The organism is Nonomuraea sp. KM90 (assembly GCF_052246675.1).
Classification (GTDB): domain Bacteria; phylum Actinomycetota; class Actinomycetes; order Streptosporangiales; family Streptosporangiaceae; genus Nonomuraea.
In genome coordinates this window covers 52,471-68,573 of the sequence record NZ_JBQQCB010000017.1, presented here as the reverse complement: position 1 = coordinate 68,573, position 16,103 = coordinate 52,471, and the positions used below count along the sequence as shown (strand labels likewise).

Annotated in this window: 16 protein-coding genes; 13 read left to right on the top strand and 3 right to left on the bottom strand. The window is 74.2% G+C overall.

Annotated elements, in window-relative coordinates; translation table 11 throughout:
- The 9 genes from ACTWPW_RS20320 to ACTWPW_RS20280 all read left to right on the top strand — a co-directional run bounded on the left by ACTWPW_RS20320 (window position 1) and on the right by ACTWPW_RS20280 (window position 9,715).
- On the top strand, window positions 1-1,836 hold the full coding sequence (locus ACTWPW_RS20320; protein WP_375114411.1) for a hypothetical protein: 1,836 nt from the start codon (window positions 1-3) through the stop codon (window positions 1,834-1,836).
- Window positions 1,826-2,551, top strand: a complete 726-nt coding sequence (locus ACTWPW_RS20315; protein WP_443169586.1) for a hypothetical protein — start codon at window positions 1,826-1,828, stop codon at window positions 2,549-2,551. The genes ACTWPW_RS20320 and ACTWPW_RS20315 overlap by 11 nt, the downstream gene beginning before the upstream one ends.
- Complete coding sequence (locus ACTWPW_RS20310) at window positions 2,552-2,833, top strand: hypothetical protein (protein ID WP_443169585.1); 282 nt, start codon at window positions 2,552-2,554, stop codon at window positions 2,831-2,833. It abuts the gene before it with no gap.
- Window positions 2,830-3,834, top strand: coding sequence for a hypothetical protein (locus ACTWPW_RS20305; RefSeq protein WP_375114413.1), 1,005 nt, complete (start codon window positions 2,830-2,832; stop codon window positions 3,832-3,834). Before ACTWPW_RS20310 ends, ACTWPW_RS20305 begins: the two co-directional genes overlap by 4 nt.
- Window positions 3,834-5,495, top strand: a complete 1,662-nt coding sequence (locus ACTWPW_RS20300; RefSeq protein ID WP_443169584.1) for a hypothetical protein — start codon at window positions 3,834-3,836, stop codon at window positions 5,493-5,495. The genes ACTWPW_RS20305 and ACTWPW_RS20300 overlap by 1 nt, the downstream gene beginning before the upstream one ends.
- Window positions 5,496-5,877: 382 nt before the next feature.
- Window positions 5,878-8,367, top strand: coding sequence for a sensor histidine kinase (locus tag ACTWPW_RS20295; RefSeq protein WP_443169583.1), 2,490 nt, complete (start codon window positions 5,878-5,880; stop codon window positions 8,365-8,367).
- Entirely contained in the window at window positions 8,360-8,785 is a 426-nt protein-coding gene (locus ACTWPW_RS20290) for a roadblock/LC7 domain-containing protein (RefSeq protein ID WP_364113919.1), read from the top strand. The genes ACTWPW_RS20295 and ACTWPW_RS20290 overlap by 8 nt, the downstream gene beginning before the upstream one ends.
- Window positions 8,782-9,132, top strand: a complete 351-nt coding sequence (locus ACTWPW_RS20285) for a DUF742 domain-containing protein (RefSeq protein WP_364113917.1) — start codon at window positions 8,782-8,784, stop codon at window positions 9,130-9,132. The genes ACTWPW_RS20290 and ACTWPW_RS20285 overlap by 4 nt, the downstream gene beginning before the upstream one ends.
- Window positions 9,113-9,715 (top strand): GTP-binding protein, encoded by a 603-nt coding sequence (locus tag ACTWPW_RS20280; RefSeq protein WP_375114416.1) that lies wholly within the window; start codon window positions 9,113-9,115, stop codon window positions 9,713-9,715. Before ACTWPW_RS20285 ends, ACTWPW_RS20280 begins: the two co-directional genes overlap by 20 nt.
- 39 nt (window positions 9,716-9,754) lie before the next feature.
- On the opposite strand, the gene ACTWPW_RS20275 is transcribed toward ACTWPW_RS20280, so the two are convergent.
- Window positions 9,755-10,684, bottom strand: a complete 930-nt coding sequence (locus ACTWPW_RS20275; RefSeq protein WP_443169582.1) for a LysR family transcriptional regulator — start codon at window positions 10,682-10,684, stop codon at window positions 9,755-9,757.
- Window positions 10,685-10,871: 187 nt separating this feature from the next.
- Between ACTWPW_RS20275 and ACTWPW_RS20270 the strand changes: the two genes are divergently transcribed.
- Both ACTWPW_RS20270 and ACTWPW_RS20265 read left to right on the top strand, forming a co-directional pair.
- Window positions 10,872-11,717 (top strand): SDR family NAD(P)-dependent oxidoreductase, encoded by an 846-nt coding sequence (locus ACTWPW_RS20270; RefSeq protein WP_375114418.1) that lies wholly within the window; start codon window positions 10,872-10,874, stop codon window positions 11,715-11,717.
- Window positions 11,718-11,884: 167 nt separating this feature from the next.
- Window positions 11,885-13,057: a serine hydrolase domain-containing protein gene (locus ACTWPW_RS20265; protein ID WP_375114419.1), complete on the top strand. Its 1,173-nt coding sequence runs from the start codon at window positions 11,885-11,887 to the stop codon at window positions 13,055-13,057.
- 136 nt (window positions 13,058-13,193) lie between these two features.
- On the opposite strand, the gene ACTWPW_RS20260 is transcribed toward ACTWPW_RS20265, so the two are convergent.
- Together ACTWPW_RS20260 and ACTWPW_RS20255 are read right to left on the bottom strand one after the other, a co-directional pair.
- On the bottom strand, window positions 13,194-13,565 hold the full coding sequence (locus ACTWPW_RS20260) for a proteasome activator (protein WP_375114420.1): 372 nt from the start codon (window positions 13,563-13,565) through the stop codon (window positions 13,194-13,196).
- Between the two features lie 181 nt (window positions 13,566-13,746).
- A complete protein-coding gene (locus tag ACTWPW_RS20255; protein ID WP_443169581.1) occupies window positions 13,747-14,589 on the bottom strand; it encodes a PaaX family transcriptional regulator in 843 nt (280 codons plus the stop codon).
- A gap of 155 nt (window positions 14,590-14,744) precedes the next feature.
- Between ACTWPW_RS20255 and ACTWPW_RS20250 the strand changes: the two genes are divergently transcribed.
- Together ACTWPW_RS20250 and ACTWPW_RS20245 are read left to right on the top strand one after the other, a co-directional pair.
- Entirely contained in the window at window positions 14,745-15,623 is an 879-nt protein-coding gene (locus ACTWPW_RS20250) for an amidohydrolase family protein (RefSeq protein ID WP_443169580.1), read from the top strand.
- The gene (locus ACTWPW_RS20245) at window positions 15,620-16,078 is read left to right on the top strand and encodes a MaoC family dehydratase (RefSeq protein WP_364113901.1); all 459 of its coding nucleotides are present in this window, start codon (window positions 15,620-15,622) and stop codon (window positions 16,076-16,078) included. Before ACTWPW_RS20250 ends, ACTWPW_RS20245 begins: the two co-directional genes overlap by 4 nt.
- Window positions 16,079-16,103: the final 25 nt, after the last annotated feature.

Sequence of the window (16,103 nt, the reverse complement as noted above, 5' to 3'; positions counted from 1 at the left end):
ATGGTCGTGGTGCTCGACCTGCGCGAGGGTGAGCCGGCCCGGCTCGGCCCCCGGGTGCTGGTGGTCGCCGACACGGAGCGCCTGGCGAACGGGCAGCAGGCCCTGCAGCAGGTGTTCAGCTCGCGCCTGGTCAGGTCGGTGCTCGTGGTCGCGCTGGGGCCGGAGCTGCGCCTGCCCCCGGCGCTCGACGGGGAGAGCCGCAGGGTGCTGTGGGTGGGCGACCCCTGCGGCATCCTGTGGGACGCCGACACCGGCGAGGCCGCGCACGGGCCGGGGGTGAGCTCGGAGTCCATCCTGATCGACCTGCTCAGCCAGCCGGAGGTCTTCGACGAGGTGGTCAACAGCCTGGGCGACATCCCATACGGCACCGCCTCGCCCGGCTGGCGCATCGTGGCCGGCCGGATCGACCCCGAGGTGCTCGCCCAGGCCTTCCAGGAGGTCGCCGAGCGCTTCGACGGGCCCGTCCAGCAGGACACCGCCACCTTCAGCTCGCCGCTGGCCACCGCGCTGCCGGTGCTCAGCGGCACCGTGGACCTGCCCGCCGACCTCCTCGACGCGCTCGTCGATGACGGCCCGCTGGACCGGCTGCACCGCCGGGCCGCCGAGCAGCTCGACCGGGCCGCCCGCGCCCTGGACGACCTGGGCTACTTCCACGCCGCCCCGGTCCGGAACACGATCGCCGACGAGGTGATCGCGGCGGGCAAGGCGCTGGCCGAGTTCCGCGACACCGTCGCGCGGCTGTTCTCCGAGATCGACCACGCCGACGAGGACACCGCCGAGACGCTGGCCGCGAACGGGGTCAAGTTCGCCACCCCCGCGCTCATGGGGCACGCCGAGATCGTCGGCGAGCTGCGCGCCGACGTCGAGGCGGCCCTGGCCGAGCGCAAGAGCCTGGCGCGGCTGGCCTCGCGGCTGCGCCTGCTGGCCGACCACAGCGCGCCCATCGGCAGCGCCGCCTTCGTCGGCGACCTCTGGCGGATCTGCCCCGACGAGCTGCTCAACGCGCTGCACGCGCCCGCCGAGTTCCCTCCCGGGCTGCTCGACCGCTTCGTCTTCTGGCGGCGCTCGCGGGCGTGGTGGCGCGAGCAGCTCTCGCTCGGCCCGGCCAGGACCGCGCTCGACGAGCTGCGCGCGCGGCTGGAACGGGTCGCGGCCAGCGAGTGGACGCTCGGCGCGGCGCGCACGCACACCTCCGACGCGGCCCGCACGCTGGCGGCCGCGCTGGGCGAGGTCTGCGCGCAGGTGGCCGGGACGCTGCGGGACTGGAGCAGGGCCGAGGCCGGCCAGGCCGCCGCCGCCCCGGCGCTGGACGAGGAGGTCACCGTACGCCTGCGCGACCGCGGCGGGCAGCTGCGCGAGGTCATCACCGGCGACCTGCTCGACGCGGTGACGGGCTGGCTGGAGCCCGGCTGGGTCTCCCTCGAACACGGCGGCTACCGGGACGTCCAGACGGGGCTGGAACGCCGGGTGGACGAGACGCTCCGGCAGTACCGCTACCACCTGGCCCACCGGGGCGTGCAGGAACAGCCCGACTTCGGCACCGGCGACACCGGCCGCCAGGAGCTCGTGGACGCGGTGTGGCGGCAGTCCCAGCAGGTCGTGCGGGCTCTGAGCGCCCAGGCGGGCGGGCAGATGTTGCAGCTGTGCGGCGACCGGGACCTGTCGGTGCTGCTGCGGCAGGCGTACGCGGTCCGGTTCGCGCCCAGGGCCGTACGGGGACAGGGCAACCCGCCCGGCGTGGTGTGGACCCGGTCGGGCCAGTACGCCGGGACCCTGCGCCTGGTGCCGCTTCGCCCCGGAACGGTGGAGGAGAACTGGAGTGGGGATGGAACCTGAGCCGCTGACCTTCACCTCCCCCGAGGGCGACCCGGTGACCTGGGAGGTGGAGGCGGAGCCGTGGCACGACCCCTTCGAGCGCCGGCTCACCCTCGTCGTCCAGGGCACCAGGCTCGTGCAGCGGCGGGTCCCCCGCGCCGAGGGCCGCGACCGCGAATACCTCTACGACCTGCTGGAGAACGAGGCCCGCATGGGCGCCCGGCTGCTCACCCGGCTGAGCCGGGCCTACCCCGTCGAGCTGCCCCGGCTGATGGGCTACAGCCTCGACGAGGAGGAGCCGTTCGTGCTGCTGTCCGACCGGCGGGGCGAGCCGGTCACCCGCAGGTCCGGCGCGCTGCTGATCGCCGAGCAGCGGGCCCTGCAGGCGAGCCTCTTCCGCGCGGTGCGCATCCTGTCGGCCTGCGGGATCGTGCACCGGCGCATCGAGCCGGAGACCGTGCGCTGGGACGGCTCCCACGTGCAGCTCACCGACCTCAGCCGGGCCACGCTGATCGGCAGCCGGCGGCTGCGGCTGGGCGAGGCGCCCTACGCCTGCCCGGCGCAGCGCGCGGGCACGGGCCTGGCCGCCACCGCCGACGACCTGTGGAGCGCGGGCATGGTGATCTACCGTACGGTCACCGGCCGCGACATCGCCGACCTGCCCGACCTCACCGCCGCCCCGGCGCTGCAACCCATCCACGACGTGTTCTCCGGCGAGCCGCCGTCGGCGCGGTAGGTGCTGGCCCGGCTGCGCGTACCGGACCCGATGCAGGCCGTCCCCGTCGAGCAGGACCTCGGGCTGGAGGAGGGGCGCGCCGCCTTCGACCGGGCGCGGGAGGCCAGGACCGAGGCGGCCCCCGCGCCGTCCTCCGCGGGGTCCGCCACCGAGGAGCCCGTGACCCGGGTCCATCCGGTGCCCGAGCCGCCGGAGGAGGCGCCGCGCCCCTGGTGGGCCCGCTGGCTCCCGCTGGCCGTGCTGCTCGTCCTGCTCGTCGTCCTCTGGTTGGTGACCCGGTGATCCTCTGCCCGATCTGCCTGCACGAGTTCGCCTGGAGCGAGGACGAGCTCTACGAGCGCACCCCGGCCGGCCAGTACCGGCCGCTGTCCCTGGACGACGTGACCGGGGCCCGCCGCGAGGACCTCCTGCGTGCCGCCCACGTGCGCTGCCCGGCCCCGGTGGCCGACGCGAGCCAGGAGCACCACCTGCCCTACACCTACGTACGGCACGGCCGGCCGCTGGTGATCGGCCTGGTCGGCGGGCCGGAGACGGGCAAGACGCACCTGCTGGCCGCCATGATCGGGGCCATCGAGCAGGGCGGGCTGCGGCCGTACGGGCTGACCACGGACGCGGTGGACATCGAGCGGCACGCCGAGTACGTCGACACGTACGTGCATCCGCTGATGGTGGAGCGGGTCGCCCTGTCGCGCACCACCCACCGGGCCACCGCAGAACCGGCCGACGCGCTGCTGGTCAACGACGGCCGGCACACCACCGCGGTGGCCTTCTTCGACATCGCCGGCGAGCTGCTGCGCAGCAGCACGCACGAGGCGACCAGGTTCGTGCCGGCCGTCGGCGGGCTGCTCTTCGTGATCGACGCCGACACCCGGCCGGCCAGGATGGGCGACGAGTCCTTCCGCGCCGTGCTCGACCGGCTGCCCAAGACCGGCGGGCGGCTGGACATCCCCGCCGCCATCGCGGTCACCAAGAGCGACGCGGTGCGCTTCCAGGCGCCGGTCGACACGTGGCTGTACGGCGAGCCCGACCGGCTGGACCCGGAGGCGGTGCTGGAGGAGAGCCGCGACGTCTACGCCTTCCTGCACCGGCGGGGCGCGCAGGCGTGGCTGAGCCCGTACGACAAGTGCCGCAGGTGCACCCTGCACTTCGTCTCGGCGACGGGCGCCACCGCCACCGAGGGGCGCTTCCGGCGGGGTGTCCGGCCCCGGCGGGTCCTGGCGCCCCTGATCTCGCTCTTCGCCATGACCGGCGTGCTGCGCGGCTATCCGGAGGTGGGGCTGTGATGGGACGTTACGCCAGCGTCGACTGGATCCAGTTCGAGTGGGACGAGCGGCGCACCGGTCTCGGGCCCGTGCGCTCCTCGCTGGAGGACACCCGGGGCTGGTACCACCAGCTCGGGCCCTGGCTCGACCCCGGGCCGGCGGCGGGGGTGAGCGTCTGCCGGCTCCTGGTGGACGGGCGGGTGGTGGTGCTCGCGCGGACCCGGACCGGGGGTTCGGACAGCAGGCGGACCATCCGCGTCCAGGCGTACCTGGGCGGCTCCGCCGACCGGTCCCCCGCGATGCCGAACGTGCGCCAGGCGCTCGCCCTGGCCCCCGGCTGGGCCGAGCAGCTGCCCGCCGACGACCAGCCGCTCGACCTGGCCCGGCTGCTCGATTCCTACACCCGGTCCAGCACGGCCCTCGACCGGCGGGCGCGGGCCGGGGCCGGGACGCTCGCGCCGATCGTCGCGGAGGCGCTGCGCCGGCCCGGGAAGGAGCTGTCCGTGGCGTCCCACGGGGACGCCGTCGCGCAGCTCTGGGGGCTGGTGGACATCCTGGACCTGGTGCTGGGGCGGCATCCGGAGACGTTCTCCACGTACGAGAGCGACGACCTGACGCAGGGGGCGGAGGTCGTCTTCCTGCAGCAGTGGCCGGGGCCGTCGTCGCGGGCCTCGCACCGGGCGCGGGTGGATCTGCGGGCGCCGTACCAGGAGGACGAGTACGGGGAGATCGCGGCGCGGGTGGTGGACGCGTACGCGCGGGACGAGCTGGTGGAGCTGGTCAGGCGGCTGAGGTTCACGGACGGTACGCCGCCGGAGGAGCGGATCCGGCTCCTCGCGACCACCCCGCCCGAGCCCGTGGGCTGGGCCGCCGCGCCGTCGGAGGATTCCTGGGCCCCGCGCCCGCCGGCCCGCGCGTCCGGCCAGGCCGGGCCGCCGTCGGCGGCGGCGCGCGCATCGGGCGAGGCCGGGCAGCCGCCCGCCCCGGCCCCGCGTGCCGCCTCCGCCTCGCCGTATCCGGCGGCCCAGGCGTCGCAACCCGGGCCACCGCAGCCCCCGGAACCGCGGACTCAGGCCGCGCGAACGCTGGCGGCCCGGGCGCAGGCGGCCCCGTCCCCCTCGGCGGCGCAGTCGGGTGCGGGAGCGGGAGCGGGGCAGGCCGATCGAGGGCGTGCGCCCGGCGGGCGGGAGCCGCAGGCGGGGCACCGGGAGCCGCTCGCCGGCACGCCGGCCGCGCACGCGCAGGCGGCCGCCCAGGGCGCGCGGGCCGGGGGCGGTGCGCAGGACGAGGGGGCCGCGCCTGGTGTGCGGGCCGGGGGCGGTGCGCAGGGCGAGGGGGCCGCGCGGACCTACGCGATGCGGGACGTCTTCGAGGAGTTCCGGGCCGACCTGGCCGCCGCGACCAGCGCCAAGGAGGTCAAGGAGATCCTGAAGGACGTGCGGGCCTGGGCGGCCACGCGCCAGCCGTCCGAGGTGCGCTCCCGGCTGCCGGCCCTGGTCCCCGAGCTGGAGCGGGTGCTGCCGGACAGCCAGATCAACCCGGTCCTGCGCGACCTGCTGGACCCGGACGCCGCCCCCGCCACCCGGGACCGGTCCGGCCGGCTCGACCACCGCTGGCTCGTCCTCGTCGTGGCGCTGTCGCTCGTCATCGTCCTCCAGGTCGTCACGCTCATCCTCCGATGAGCCCAGGCGGCGTCCGGCGGCGGCGAAGGCGGTGGCGATCCGGTCGAGCTGGGCGTCCGCGTGCAGGGCCAAGGCGTACCGCACGACGCAGATGCGCCAGGTGGTCAGCTGGGCGCGCGATCACCGGCCTGAGCGCATTCGTCTGAATTCGTCACTGTACGTGAGCCGCCAACGATCACCGTCACGATCGGTGTGCTGACAAAGAGTCAACCCGCCATTCCGGGTGTTTCTTCGCATCCGTACCTTGAAGTACATCTGCCCCATCGGCATAGTGGACGGACCACAGGCGTAACCAGTCGTGGCTGGGCATCCTCGGGGGCCGGTAGCAAGTTCACGACTGCCCACAGAAACGCACCACCACGCGCGGAATTGGACTAGATGGATGAGCTCGCCCCCGCCGATCCGTACCAAGCTGCTCAGGATCCTCCTGCTTCCGCTGGTCTCCATGGTTGCCCTCTGGGGGTTCATCGCCTATTCCAGTGTGGAAGAGATCGTCACGGTCTCGCAGGCACAGGACCGGTGGGAGGCCATCGGCGCACCCGTGTTACAGCTGATCGTGGAGTTACAGAAGGAGCGGCAGCTCTCGGCGGAGGCGCCGGGCAGCACCGCGACGTACAAGCCGCTGGCCGATCAGCGGGAGGTCACCGACGCGCAGGCCAAGCGCCTGCGCGAGATCATCGGATCCGTTGACGTCGAGGCGGCGGGCGGCGGGACGCCGGCCCAGGTGCGCACGATGGTGCAGGCGCTGGACGGGCTGCAGGCGCTGCGGGCCTCCGCCGACGGAGGCGTGCTGGCGCCGCCGCTGACGATCATCCAGGCGTACGACAACCTGATCGCCGTGGCCAACCGGCAGTTCGGCGACCGCGACGCGCTGAGCGACGTGTCGTCCTTCCGCGGGGTGCGCGGCATGGCGGCCTTCAGCGCCACGGCGGAATATCTCGGCCGCGAGCACGCCGTGCTCACCGCCACGATCGTGAACCGCCGCATGACCCCGGCCGACCGGGGCGCGTTCGTGGCCGCGATGGCCAGCCGCCGCCTCGTCTTCGCCAACGCCGAGCGCGACGCCGGGCCCGAGCTGCGCGCCGACTACGACCGGCTGGTGGCCAGCGAACCGTACCGGCGGCTGATCTCGGTCGAGGACGAGCTGTTCACCTGGGACACCGACGGGGCGCCGCCGGTGGACCCCGCCGAGTGGCGCCGCGACGCCGAGGCGATCATCGGTGGGATCAACCGGGACACGCAGACGGAGCTGGCCCGCGCCGCCGCGGAGGCCGAGGCGCTGAAGAGCGGGGCGTACTGGCGGATCGGGATGGTCCTGCTCCTGGGGCTGGCCGCGGTGGTCGTGTCGGTGGCGCTGTCGTACCGGTTCGGGCGCTCGCTGGTCGACGAGCTCAAGCGGCTGCAGGGCTCGGCGGTGGAGCTGGCCGAGGAGCGGCTGCCCCGGCTGGTCGAGCGGCTGCGGCGCGGCGACGACGTGGACCCGGCCACCGAGGCCCCCGGGCTCGACCGGGCCGACACGGCCGAGGTCGATCGCGTGGTGGACGCGTTCGCCGCGGTACGCCGCACGGCGGTCGAGGCCGCGGTCGGCCAGGCGGCCCTGCGCAAGGGCGTCGGGCAGGTCTTCCTCAACCTGGCCCGGCGCAACCAGGCGCTGCTGCACCGCCAGCTCGCGCTGCTCGACACCATGGAGCGCCGGGCGGACGAGCCCGAGGTCCTGGAGGACCTGTTCAAGCTCGACCACCTGACCACCCGCATGCGGCGGCACGCCGAGAACCTGATCATCCTGTCCGACTCCTCCCCCGCGCGCCGCTGGCGGGACCCGGTGCCGCTGTTCGACGTCGTACGCGCGGCGGTGCTGGAGGTCGAGGACTACACGCGCGTCACCGTCGCGCCCATGCCGGACGCCCCGCTGCTGGTCGGCGCCGCCGTCACCGACGTGATCCACCTGGTCGCCGAGCTGGTGGAGAACGCCACCGTCTTCTCCCCGCCCGACACGACCGTGAGCGTACGCGGGGTGACGGCGGCCAACGGCCTGGCCCTGGAGGTGGAGGACCGGGGGCTGGGGCTGTCGCAGACCACCCTCGACGAGCTCAACGCCCGGCTGGCCGACCTGCCGGAGTTCGACCTGGCCGACACCGACCGGCTCGGGCTGTTCGTGGTGGCCAGGCTGGCGGCCCGGCACGGGATCAAGATCGTGCTGCGCCGCTCGCCGTACGACGGGACCACCGCGATCGTGCTCCTGCCCGCCACGCTGCTCGCCGGCGCCGAACCCCCGGCCCTCACGGCCGCCGCCCACTCCATGGGCCAGCCAGGCCAGGACGCCGCCACCCGCGTGGCCCGGCCCGTGCGGGCGCTCGGCATGGCGGCCCCGGACGTGCGGCCGCGCGGGGTGGCCATCGCTCCCGAGCCGGAGCGCGCGACCTGGTTCGAGGCCGGCCCGGCACGCAGGCCCGCCGACCCGGTAGGCGCCCAGGACGCGATCCGCACCCAGGACCACGTACGCCCTCCGGGCCCCGCGCCCGAGCCCGTTCGTGAGCCCGATGCGGTGCGGAGGCCCGGCCCGGCGTACGAGGCCGGCCCCACCGTGCCCACCGGCCCGCCCCCCGGCCCGCCGGCCGGCTGGAGCGTCACGGTGCCCGCCCAGGAGGCGGACGACGACCTCGACGGGCTGCCGATGCGGATCCCGCAGGCCAGCCTGGCTCCCCAGCTCCGTACGGACGGGCGCGCGGAGCGTCGCTCGACCCCGGCCCGCTCGCCGGAGGAGCTCGCACAGCTCATGTCGTCCATGCAACGCGGCTGGCAGCAGGGTCGCCAGCAAGCGAGGCAGGAGCGAGACATGTGGAACGGAAAGGACGACCAACCCGATGCCTGACCCCAGAAGTGAACTGAGCTGGCTGCTCGACGACCTCATCCAGCGCGTCCCGGGCATCCGGCACGCCATCGTGCTGTCCGCGGACGGGCTGTCCATGGGCAACTCCCGCGAGCTGACCAGGGAGGACGCGGAGCACCTGTCCGCCATCTCCGCCGGCAGCCACAGCCTCGCCATGGGGGCGGGGCGGCACTTCGCCATGGGCGGTGTACGGCAGACGATCATCGAGATGGACGAGGGCTTCCTGTTCGTCACCGCGGCCGGTCAGGGCGCCCGGCTGGCCGTCATCGCCACGGCCGACGCCGAGCTGGGCATGGTCACGTACGAGATGGCCCTGATGGTCAAGCGGGTCGGCGAGCACCTCGCCGCGCATCCGAGGGGAGCGGCACCGGCACCCGCCTGGAACGGCGCGAGACCGTGACCGGAGAGGATCCCGGGCCGCTGATCCGGCTGTACGGGCTGACCGGGGGCCGGGCGCGGCCGCAGGGCGAGGCGTTCGACCTGGTGGCCATCGTCACGACGGCCGGCGACACCCACGAGCCCGTGGACCTGATCCCCGAGCACCGTGCCGTGCTCGCCCTGTGCCGCCGGCCCACGCCGGTGGCGGACGTCGCGGCGCACCTCAGGCTGCCGCTCAACATCACCCGGGTGATCCTGGGCGACCTGCGGCGCGAGGGCCTGGTCACCATCGAGCGCCCGCGTCCCGTGGCGCAGACGATCGACGAACGCATCTACAGGGAAGTGCTGCATGGACTACGCAGCCTCTGAGCCGGGGGCGACCGCGGTCGCCTCGGCCTTGGCCATCAAGATCCTGGTCGCGGGCGGCTTCGGCGTCGGCAAGACGACCATGGTCGGCACGATCAGCGAGATCCGGCCGCTGCACACGGAGGAGTTGCTGAGCGATCGCGGCATCGGGGTGGACGACACCTCGGGCGTGGAGTCCAAGATCACCACCACTGTGGCGCTGGACTTCGGCCGGATCACCATCCGGGAAGGGCTGTGGCTGTACCTGTTCGGCACGCCGGGGCAGGACCGGTTCTGGTTCATGTGGGACGAGCTGGCCCTGGGCGCGCTCGGCGCCGTCGTGCTCGCCGACACCCGCCGCCTGCAGGACTGCTTCCCGGCGGTGGACTACTTCGAGCAGCGCGGGATCCCGTTCGTGGTCGGGGTGAACTGCTTCGACGGCGCCCGCCGGTACGACCCGGCGAAGGTACGGCGGGCGCTCGGGCTGAACGAGGGCATCCCGATCGTGCTGTGCGACGTGCGTGAGCGGAGGTCGGTCAAGGAGGTGCTGACCACGCTCGTCACGTACGCGGTGGAGGGCCTCCAGCCCTACGGGACGGGCGCGTGACTCCCCCTCGCCACGGCGGTGTGCGGCGCCTGCCGGTCGCTACGGGGTGAGCGCGGCCTCGCGCAGCACCTGCGCGAGGCGGGCGACGGGTTCCGGCAGCGGGCCCGGCAGCCGGGCCAGGAGCAGGCGGCGCCGTTCCTGGGGTCCGCCGCGTACCGGGAGGACGCGCACGCCGGGCGGCACGGCGGGGGCGAGCGAGGCCGGGACGGTCGTCAGGCCGCAGCCGGCGGCCACGAGGCCGAGCTTGGCCAGCCAGTCGCGGGCGGAATGGGCGATCCGGGGGCGCTCGTCCAGGCCGGGCCAGGCGCCCATCCCCGTGCTGTCACCCGCGCCACCCGCCGCCGCGCTGCCGGGGCCGGCGATCCAGCTCTGCCCGTGCAGGTCGGCGACGTCGATGTAGTCGCCGCGGGCGAGGGGGTGGCCGGCCGGGACGGCCACGTGCAGGCTGCGCTCCGTCAAGGTCTGGAGCTCCAGCGCCGGCGTCTCGGTGTCGGGCGGCCGGAAGGGCGGGACGGAGGCCAGGACGGCGAAATCGACCGTACCGGCGCGCAGGGCGCGGACCAGGGCCGGCGTCCGGCCCTCCCTGGAGTCGACGGTGATGGCCGGGTGCGTGACGCGCAGGGCGGCCAGCGCGCGGGGCACCAGGGCGGCGCCCGCGCTGGGGAACCAGCCGAGGCGTACCGTGCTGGGCTCGTCGGGGAGCCCGGCGAGCTCCCGCGCACCCGCGTCGACCTGGTCCACGACGGCGGCGGCGCGGCGCAGCACGATCCGTCCCGCCGAGGTGAGCCGCACGCCGTCGTGGCGCCGCTCCAGGAGCGGGGCGCCCGCCGCGCGTTCGAGCGAGGCGATCTGGCGGGAGACGGCGGACTGCGTGTAGCCGAGTGCGGTGGCCGCCGCGGTGAGCGTCCCGCGCTCGGCCACCTCCCGGAAGACCCGCAGGGCGGTGAGCGAGGCGTCGGTGAAGGCCATGACGATTACGCATACCACGGTTGAGAAACTTTCGCTGGCCGCATCCCCTCCGGCCTGCCTAACCTGGGTGCGACCCCAGCTCTCGAACCCGCGTCCGCGGGCAGAACCGCGTGCCCGGGGCGCGAATCGCACCCCGGACCGGACGCTGCCGCACTCCGCGTGGCACTTCCCATCACAAGGAGCCCGAATGACAACCCCACCCCGAGTCGCCCTGGTGACCGGCGCGACGCAGGGCCTCGGCCTGGCCCTCGTCGAGGGTCTGGCCCGGCGCCTGAACCCGGCCGACACCGTCTACCTCACCGGCCGTGACGCCGGCCGCGTGGCGCGGGCCGCCGACGCGATGCCGCGAACCGGCGCCCGGGTACGGGGCGAGCTCTTCGACGTCGCCGACCCCGACGCCGCCGCCCGGTTCGCCGGCCTGCTCCAGGACCGGCACGGCGGCGTGGACGTCGTCTTCGGCAACGCCGTGATGCGCATCGGCCCCGACGACGACCCGCGCACGCTGATGGACGCCTACACCGAGGTCAACAACTTCGGCACCACCCGGCTGCTGCGGGCCTTCGGGCCGCTGGTGCGCGATGGCGGGCGGCTCGTCGTGGTCGCCAGCACGCTGGGCACGCTGCACCATCTGGCGCCCGTACTGCATGACCGCTTCGACGGCTTGACGTCGCTGGAGGAGGTGGACAAGCAGGTGGCGGCCTGGCGCGACGCCGTCAAGGACGGCAGCGCCCGCGCCGGGGCGTGGCCCGGCTTCGTCAACATCCCGTCCAAGATCGCCCAGGTCGCCGCCGTACGCGCGCTCGCCGGGCAGCGCCGGGCCGCGGACGCCCGCCGCGGCATCCTGCTCGCCGCCGTCTGCCCCGGCATGATCAACACACCGACCTCGGCCCTGTGGTGGAACGTCGCCGACGCCCCCAGCCCCGCCCAGGCCGCCGAACCCCTCCTCGACCTCGTCCAGAACCCCGTCGACCCGGCCCACTACGGCGAGCTGGTCCGGTTCGGCCGGGTCCTCCCCTGGAGCCCCTTCGCCTGACCGCCCGGCGGGCCCTCCAGCGCGTCCCGCGCGTCCGGCCGGGGTGCCCGTCGCCTGGGGAGCCCGTTTCGCAGGAAACGCCCGGGGTAGGGGGTCCCTCTCGGGTCAGCAGCACATTCCCCCTCGAACCCCCGCGCCCAGACGTCAGGGGTCGTGAGGAGGGGTCCGTGAGCCAGGTCCGCGGGATGTGCGAGCCCCGGTTCGGCGCCGTACGCGAGGCGTTCGAGGACAACTTCGCCCAGGGCCGGGAGCTCGGCGCCTGCGTGGCCGTCTACCACCGCGGGCAGGCGGTCGTGAACCTGTGGGGCGGGCTGACCGGCGCCCAGGACGACGCCCCCGAATGGCGGCCGGACACGATCACCCTCCTGGCCTCCGCCACCAAGGGCCTGATCGCCGCCACCGCCATGCTGCTGGTCGACCGGGGCATCCTCGACCTCGACGCGCCCGTGGCCGACTACTGGCCGCAGTTCGCGGCCCGGGGCAAGGCGGGGATCCCGCTGAGGTGGGTGCTCGGGCACCGCTCAGGCGTGGTCACCGTCGACCCGCCCCTGACGCTGACCGACCTCCGGCAGGGCACCGCCGTCACCGACGCCCTGGCCACCGCCCGCCCCGCCTGGCATCCCGGTCGCGCGCACGGGTACCACTGCCTGACCATGGGCTGGCTGGTCGGCGAGATCATCCAGCGCGTCACCGGCCAGTCCACCAGCCGGTTCTTCGCCACCGAGATCGCCGCCCCGCTCGGCCTCGACCTGCACGTCGGCCCGCCGCCCGGCCGGCACCGCCGCCTGGCCGCCCTCCTTCCGCCCACCCCGCAGCAACTCCTCCAGGGCCGCGCCGACCCGCAGCTCCGCGAGCTCAACCAGGCCATCTGCGACCCGGCCTCCCTCTTCCACCGCTCCACCTTCGGCAGCCTCGCCCTGACCGGCAACCTGCTCGCCGGCCTGCCCTCGGCCGAGATCCCCTCCTGCGGCGGGACCGGCAACGCCACCGCGCTCGCCCGCCTGTACGCCGCCCTCATCGGCGAGGTCGACGGCATCCGGCTGCTACGCCCGCAGGCCACCGACCGGGCCCGTACCGTGGAGGCCGCCGGCATGGACCTCGTCCTGCGCTGCCACACCTCCTACGGCCGCGGCTTCATGCTGCCCGGCGGCCCCATGTGGCCCGCCACCACCTCCCCCACCGCCTTCGGCCACCCCGGCGTCACCGGCGTCTTCGCCTACGCCGACCCGGACAACGAGCTCGCCTTCGCCTACGTCCCCAACCGCATGACGGAGCTCATCGAGGGCGGCGACGACCGCGCCCGCCACCTCATCGAGGCCACCCACCGCTGCCTCTCCTGACCGCCACGCGCCGCCCGCTGTTCCCCTCGGCCGGCCGCGCGGTTCGCGGCGCGCCCGCTCCTTCCGAGGCGATCGGCGGCAAGCCGGGCCGGGCCACCGGTAGTTGAACCGGGGGTCGAAGGCCGGGGGCAGGCGGTCAGAGGTAGGGGCCGGTGTCCGTGCCCGGTCCGGGGTGCGGGGCCGGGCGGGCCTGCTGGAGGGTCAGCCCGATCCTGATCCCCTGGAAGACCCCTTCCAGCCAGCCCACGAGCTGGCTCTGCGCGATCCGGATCTCCGCCTGGGTGAGGGTCTCCGAGGGCGGGGGCAGCAGCCGGTTCAGCTCGTCCCGCAGCTCCGGCGCCACCGAGTCGGCGATCTCCGCGACCACCCGCGCGTGAATGTGCCGGAGCTGATCACGGGCGTGCTCGTCCAGGGAGAGCCCGCGGGCCTCGTCGAGCAGCGAGCGCGCCATGGTGCTCACGCGCAACAGCCTCGCGGGCTCCTTGACGCGCCCGATCTCGGTTTCCACCGACGGCTCCCGCGCATCGGCCGGGACGGCGTCACGAGGCCTTTCCGGCTGGTGAGGACCGGGTGAAGAGGTCATGTCGGCGTCCCTCGAGTAGCTGATCGCGGTCACCAAGGACCCTGCCCACGTATTCGGCGCTCACGCCCCAGGGTCCCCATCCCGCGCAGGACCACCACGTACGCGGTCACGGGTGGAGGGGCAGCTCGTCCAGGACGGTGTCGGCCAGCCGGCCCGCGGGCCGCCGGTAGGCGCGGGCCAGCGTGTGGAAGACCTGCTCGGCCCGGATGGCCGGCCAGTCCGGCGGCAGGTGCTCGGCGGGCAGGTGCGGGTCCTGGCGGACGAGCTGCAGCCAGTCGGTGTGCAGCAGGAGCTGCCGGGCCAGGTCGTCGGGCAGCGCGGGTTGCGGGCCGGGGGTGTCCCAGCGGTCGAGGAAGGCGTGGTAGCGGCCGGCGATCTGCTCGGTGTCGAAGGCCCTGCGTACGAGGTCGGCCGACTCGGTCGGCCCGGTCGCGCGGACGGCCAGGACGGTGACGTGGTCGCGCAGGCCCAGCTCGGTGACGATGGCGCTCACGTCCTTGGTGCCCGGCGCGATCCACATGCCGTTGTGCAGCAGGCCGAATCCGGCCCAGACGAGCTGGGAGCGCAGGTCGTGGCGGGTGCTGCGGCGGCTGTCGGGCAGGGAGAAGCCGACCAGCGTCCAGGAGCCGTCCCAGTCGCGGTTGACCGCGCCGGTCTCCCAGACCCGCCGGCGGCCGTCCTCCAGGATGTCCGCGGCATGCGGGGTGAGCCCGAAGTACGTCTTGCGCCCCTGGCGGTGCCGGGCCAGCAGCCCCCGCTTGACCATGCGGGTGAGCGTCGAGCGCACCGCCTCCTCCGTCAGGCCCAGCCGGGCGAACACGTCGATGACGCTGCCGGAGTAGACGGCGACGCGGCGGCCCAGCACGTAGACGCCGAGGAAGCTGAACATCAACGACTGCGGCCGCGGGGACGCGGGCTGCGGCGGGTCGTCTCCCTCGCGGAAGGTCACGGATCGAGGGTAGACGGGCGCCGGTTATTGGGCAAAGCTGTGACGGAGGTTGCAGGAATGCCCCACATTTCCGATGAGGTGACGTTCGTGGATCTGTCAGGGAAGGCCGCGGCGGCGGAGTCCGAGGTCGCGGTACGGATGCGGGAACCGGTCGCGTGAACGTCGACGAGCTGGTCGCGATCGACGTCCACACCCACGCCGAGGTCGCCGCGGACGGGCACGTGTCGCTGAGCCCGGAGCTGTTCGGCGCCTCGGCCGACTACTTCGGCTCGCACGAGCGCCCCACGATCGAGCAGATGGCCGCCTACTACCGGCAGCGCGCGATGGCCGCGGTGGTGTTCACCGTGGACGCCGAGCACGCCACCGGCCATCGCCGGATCGCCAACGAGGAGATCGCCGACAGCTGCGCCGCGCACGCCGACGTGCTGATCCCGTTCGCCAGCATCGACCCGTGGAAGGGCCGCGCCGGCGCGCGCGAGGCCCGCCGCCTGGTCGAACAGCACGGGGTCCGCGGCTTCAAGTTCCATCCCAGCATCCAGGGCTTCGACCCCAACGACCCGATGGCCTACCCGCTGTACGACGTGATCGAGGAGCTCGGCGCGATCGCCCTGTTCCACACCGGCCAGACCGGCATCGGCGCCGGCGTGCCCGGTGGCGCCGGCATCCGGCTCAAGCACTCCAACCCGATGCTCGTCGACGACGTGGCGGTCGACTTCCCGCACCTGAAGATCATCCTCGCCCACCCGTCGTTCCCCTGGCAGGACGAGGCCCTGGCCGTCGCCACCCACAAACCCACCGTGCACATCGACCTGTCCGGCTGGTCGCCGAAATACTTCCCGCCGCAACTGACCCGCTACGCCAACAGCCTGCTGCAGGACAAGGTGCTGTTCGGCTCCGACTATCCCGTGATCAGCCCGGACCGGTGGCTGGCCGACTTCGCCGGCCTCGACATCAAACCCGAGGTCCGCCCCAAGATCCTCAAGCACAACGCCGCCCGCCTGCTCGGCCTCACCGCCAAGGAGACCCAGCGATGACCACCACCGCCACCGGCCTGGCCGAGATCAAGGCACTGACCGGCCGCGACCTCGGCCGCACCGCCTGGCTGCAGATCACCCAGGAGCGGGTCGACACCTTCGCCGAGGCCACCGGCGACCACCAGTGGATCCACACCAACCCCGAACGCGCCCGGAACGGACCCTTCGGCGGCACCATCGCACACGGCTACCTCACCCTCGCCCTGATCATCCCGCTCTTCGGCGAACTGCTCGACATCCAGGGCGTGACCATGAGCATCAACTACGGCCTGGACAAAGTCCGCTTCCCCAGCCCGGTCAGAGTGGGCGCCAAGATCCGGCTGGCCGGCCAGGTCGTCTCCGTCGAGGACGTCCCGGGCAACGGGGTGCAGATGGCCATGGACTTCACCGTCGAGATCGACGGCTCCGCCAAGCCCGCCTGCGCCGCCCGCGCCATCTACCGCCACTACGCCTGACCACCACCTCCAGCGCGCCCGCGCC